This window comes from Streptomyces sp. KR55 (assembly GCF_052245645.1).
In the GTDB taxonomy this organism is placed as follows: domain Bacteria; phylum Actinomycetota; class Actinomycetes; order Streptomycetales; family Streptomycetaceae; genus Streptomyces; species Streptomyces flavusporus.
Genome location: NZ_JBQQCE010000613.1, coordinates 1 through 4,703, shown reverse-complemented (window position 1 = coordinate 4,703; position 4,703 = coordinate 1). Strand labels below are relative to the sequence as shown.

General features: G+C 68.6%; 4 protein-coding genes. 3 read left to right on the top strand and 1 reads right to left on the bottom strand.

From position 1 onward, the window contains the following. A partial coding sequence (locus ACTWQJ_RS46655) for a TetR/AcrR family transcriptional regulator (protein ID WP_443312449.1) occupies nucleotides 1–512 on the bottom strand: 512 nt, incomplete at its 3' end. 118 nt (nucleotides 513–630) lie between these two features. On the opposite strand from ACTWQJ_RS46655, the gene ACTWQJ_RS46650 reads away from it, so the two are divergent. The 3 genes from ACTWQJ_RS46650 to ACTWQJ_RS46640 all read left to right on the top strand — a co-directional run. Beyond that, nucleotides 631–2,115, top strand: coding sequence for an amidase (locus ACTWQJ_RS46650; protein ID WP_443312448.1), 1,485 nt, complete (start codon nucleotides 631–633; stop codon nucleotides 2,113–2,115). A 34-nt stretch (nucleotides 2,116–2,149) separates the two neighbouring features. Further along, entirely contained in the window at nucleotides 2,150–3,718 is a 1,569-nt protein-coding gene (locus tag ACTWQJ_RS46645) for a long-chain-fatty-acid--CoA ligase (RefSeq protein ID WP_443312447.1), read from the top strand. A 144-nt stretch (nucleotides 3,719–3,862) separates the two neighbouring features. Further along, a partial coding sequence (locus ACTWQJ_RS46640; protein WP_443312446.1) for an oxidoreductase occupies nucleotides 3,863–4,703 on the top strand: 841 nt, incomplete at its 3' end.

Below are 4,703 nucleotides of genomic sequence, written 5' to 3'. Positions count from 1 at the left end.
CGGTCGGAGAGCGCGCGGGACAGTTGCAACGTCCCCACCATCATGGTGAAGAGTCCGATGGCCTTACCACGAGCGGACCGCGGATCCTCAGGTGTCAGGCGGGCGGCGATCTCTTCCACGATGGCTCTCGCGCCTTCGGTGTAGGCCTGCTTGGCCCCGTCCCCGCAGCGGCTGATCTCGTCGAGCAGGGCGGCGGAGGGGCATCCGACGCCGGGGTGGTCCCGGTGCTCGGGCGACAGGTAGTCGCGAACGAGGTCCTCAAGTCCCGGGTGGCCGGGCCGCAGCGTGCCGTACCTCGCCACCTGCGTGCGCAGTTCGTCGGCGACGACGTTGGCGACGAGGTCGTCCTTGGATGCGAAGTGGGCGTAGAAGGCTCCGTTGGTGAGCCCGGCATCCGACATCAGCGTGGAGATGCCGGAGCCGTCTATCCCGTCCTGCTTGAACCGATGGCCGGCCTTCTCAATGATCCGTTGCCGCGTCACCTGCTTGTGCTCCTTGGCGTAGCGCGCCACGGGCTACCTCCATTCGCTCCGCGGATCCCTTGTTCCGTGTCCCATCCTAATCTATGGTCTGACACACGTAATATTACGATCGACAGATAATTTTCCAGTTGATCTGCCATCGTCAGAGATGAGGCATGCCGTGAGTGACGTTCCCTTCCGATCTGCCGTGGATCAGTCACGCGCGCTGGCCGCAGGTGAGGTGTCGAGCCAGGAACTCGTCGAGCTCTACCTCGAGCGAATCGCCACCCACAACCCCGCGCTGAACGCGGTGGTGACGCTCGACCCCGAGCGCGCCCGCCGCGAGGCCGCGGAAGCGGACGCCGCGCGGGCGGCGGGGCAGGACCTCGGTCCGCTGCACGGTGTGCCGATCACGGTCAAGGACAGCTTCGAGACAGCCGGGATGCGCACCGTCGGCGGGCGCGTGGACCTGAAGGACCACGTGCCTGACCAGGACGCCGAGGCGGTCAGGCGATTGCGTTCGGCCGGTGCCGTGATCATGGGGAAGAGCAACATGCCGCCGGGCAACCAGGACGTCCAGGCCGACAACGCGGTGTTCGGTCCCTCATCGAATCCGTGGGACACGACCCGCACCTCCGGCGGGTCCGCCGGAGGCGGCGCCGTCGCCACCGCCGCGGGCCTTGCGGCGTTCGACTTCGGCTCGGAGATCGGCGGGTCGACCAGGATCCCCGCCCACTTCAACGGCCTGTACGGGCACAAGTCGACCTGGCGGTCGATCCCCCTCAGCGGGCATGTCCCCTACGGCCCGGGTGTGGGATGGTGGACGGACGCCGACATGGCCTGCGGCGGCGCGCAGGTCCGCGACGCACGCGACCTCGTTCCGATCCTGCGGGCAACGGCTGGGACGGCCGACCACGACGCCGGCTTCAGCTACACGCTCGCACCGCCGCGTGCGACCAAGCTGTCGGACTTCCGGGTCGCCGTCTGGGGCGAGGATCCCTCGTGCCCGGTCGACAGCGACGTCGCCGCAGCCGTGGACGACGCGGTCACTGCGCTGCGGGCGGCCGGCGCGAAAGTCACGCTCCGGCCCGCGAGCCTCCCCGTCGACATTGCGACGAATCACCGGAAAGTCTTCCTGCCCCTGCTCTTCGGCGCGCTGTCCTACGACCGCACCGGCCTCACACCTGCCCCCAACGCCGCGCTGCTGGCCCGGCTCGTCCAGCACCCGCGCGGCGACGCCGGTCCCGCCCTGCTCGGAACCTTCCAGTCCCACTACCACTGGCTGAAGGCCCACACGGTGCGCAACGAGATCCGGCAGCGATGGTTCGAGTTCTTCAAGGACTTCGACATCGTGCTCATGCCGGTCACCCCGACGGCCGCCCCCGCCCACCACAACAAGCTGATCGACCGGTTCGGGCGGCCCTACGAAGTCGACGGTGTGCGACGTCCTTACTGGGACCAGATCAAGTGGAACGCCGTTGCCAACGTCTCCGGCGGTCCGGCGACGACCATCCCGGTGCGCAAGGGCAGGAGCGGACTGCCCATCGGGTTGCAGGCCATGGGGCCGAGCGGAGGCGATCTCACCACCATCGAGTTCGCCGCTCTGCTGGGTCGCGAAGTGGAGGGCTTCGTGCCGCCTCCGGCGTTCGCCTAGACCGACCGCACACACCCCGAGAACCAGGAGAGCAATGATGCTCAGCCCGAGCCGCAACGTGTCACGACTGCTGACGGATTCCGCGTCCCGCCACCCGGAGCGCACCGCGATCATCTTCGGTGACGACCGGATCACGTACGACGCCCTCGACGCCGCGGCCAACCGGGTCGCGAACCTGCTCGTCTCGCGCGGGATCCAGCCGGGGGACAAGGTCGCACTGTCCTGCCCCAACCTGCCCCACTTCTCCAGCATCTACTTCGGCATCCTCAAGGCGGGTGCCGCGGTCGTGCCGCTGAACGTGCTGCTGAAGGCCCGCGAGGTCGCCTACCACCTCACCGACTCCGACGCGAAGGCGTACTTCGCCTTCGAGGGCACGCCGGAGCTGCCGATCGGGCAGGCCGCGTGGGAGGGGTTCCAGGCGAGCGAGGGCTGCACCGAGTTCTTCCTGATCGAGAGCGGCGGCGCGCCATGGTCCGGGGGCGAGACGCCGGAGTCCTACGCCTCGGTCGTGGCCGGACAGCCCGTGACGTTCCGGACGGTCGAGCGCGACGAGGACGACACCGCGGTGGTCCTCTACACCTCCGGCACGACCGGTCACCCCAAGGGCGCGGAGCTGCGGCACCGCAACGTGTACGAGAACGCGCTCATCGGCATCGATCTGTTCGCGGCCGATTCCGAGCGCCCCGACACCTACCTGTGTGTGCTGCCGCTGTTCCATGCCTTCGGCCAGACCGTCATCCAGAACGGCGCCTTCGCCTTCGGCGGCACGATCGTGATGCAGCCGAGGTTCGAGGCGCAGGCTGCCCTGCGTCTCATGCTCACCCACGACGTGACGTTCTTCGCCGGGGTCCCGACGATGTACTGGGGTCTTCTCGCGGCACTCGACGAGACGGTCGACGTCGCCCGCCTGGCAGCGAACCTTCGCGTGGCGGTGGCCGGTGGCTCAGCCCTGCCCGCCGAGATCCACAAGCAGTTCGAGGAACGCTTCGGAGTCACGATCCTCGAGGGATACGGACTGTCCGAGACCTCCCCGATCGCGTCCTTCTCCCGGTTCGGCGAAAAACCCCGCGTCGGGTCGATCGGGGTGCCCATCCCGGGCGTGGACATGAAGCTCATCCGCGACGACTGGTCCGAGGTCGAGGGCGGCCCCGACGAGATCGGGGAGATCGCGATCAAGGGGCACAACGTCATGAAGGGCTACTACAAACGGCCCGAGGCGACGGCCGAGGCGATCAGGGAGGGCTGGTTCCGCTCCGGCGACCTCGCCCGCAAGGACGAGGACGGCTTCTACTACATCGTCGACCGGTCCAAGGACATGATCATCCGTGGTGGCTTCAACGTCTACCCGCGCGAGCTCGAGGAGGTGCTCATGGAGCACCCCGCAGTCTCGCTCGTCGCTGTCATCGGCGTACCGCACGAATCCCACGGCGAGGAGATCAAGGCCGTCGTGGTGAAGAAGGCCGGGAGCGGCACGACCGAGGACGAGCTCGCCGCCTGGGCGAAGGAGCGGCTCGCCGCGTACAAGTACCCGCGCATCGTCCAGTTCGTCGACGAACTGCCCTTGACCTCCACCGGCAAGATCCTCAAGCGCCAACTCGCCTGACCGGCCCCGCTGAACAGAGCCGGCGCTCATCGGCGGTCGGGCAACTCGGTCGAGGCCGCGGATCGAGCCGGCCGATGCCCGACCGCTCAAGGGCACCTGCACCACCCTGCCCACGCACTCACCCCGACCGAAGGAAACCCGCCCATGACATCCCTTCACGACCACCTGACCCTGCCCAACGGCCAGGTGCTGCCGAACCGGATCATGAAGTCCGCGTTGAGCGAGGCACTCGCCGACAAGCGCAACGCCCCGGACCATCGCCTCGAACAGCTCTACCGCACCTGGAGCAGGGGCGGGTACGGACTGATCATCACCGGCAACGTCATGGTCGACCGCACCCAACTCGGCGAGCCGGGCAACGTCGTCATCGAGGACGACCGCGACCTCGCCGCGCTCACCCGATGGGCCGCGACGACCAAGGACGCCGGCATCCCGACCTGGGTGCAGCTCAACCATCCGGGCCGCCAGTCCAACGTGCTCGCACTCGGGCACACGCCGGTCGCGCCCAGCCCGATCCCGCTCAACCTGCCCGGCGCCGCCAAGCCCCGCGAGCTGACGTCCGCGCAGATCGAGGACATCATCGAGCGGTTCGCGACCGCGGCCGCGGTGTGCGAGACGGCCGGCTTCGCCGGGGTGCAGGTGCACGGAGCTCACGGCTACCTGGTCAACCAGTTCCTCTCCCCGCTGTCGAACCGGCGCGACGACGAGTGGGGCGGCGATCCCGAGCGGCGGATGCGCTTCGTCCTCGAGGTCGTGCGCCGCATACGGTCACGGGTGTCACCGAGCTTCGCCGTCGCCGTCAAGCTCAACTCGGCCGACTTCCAGCGCGGTGGCTTCACCGAGGAGGAGTCCCGCTCAGTCGTCGCGGCCCTGGCGCGGGAAGGACTCGACATGATCGAGGTCAGCGGCGGCAACTACGAGTCGCCGGCGATGGCGGGTTCCGCAGCGGCGTCGACGCGCGCCCGTGAGGCCTACTTCCTGGAGT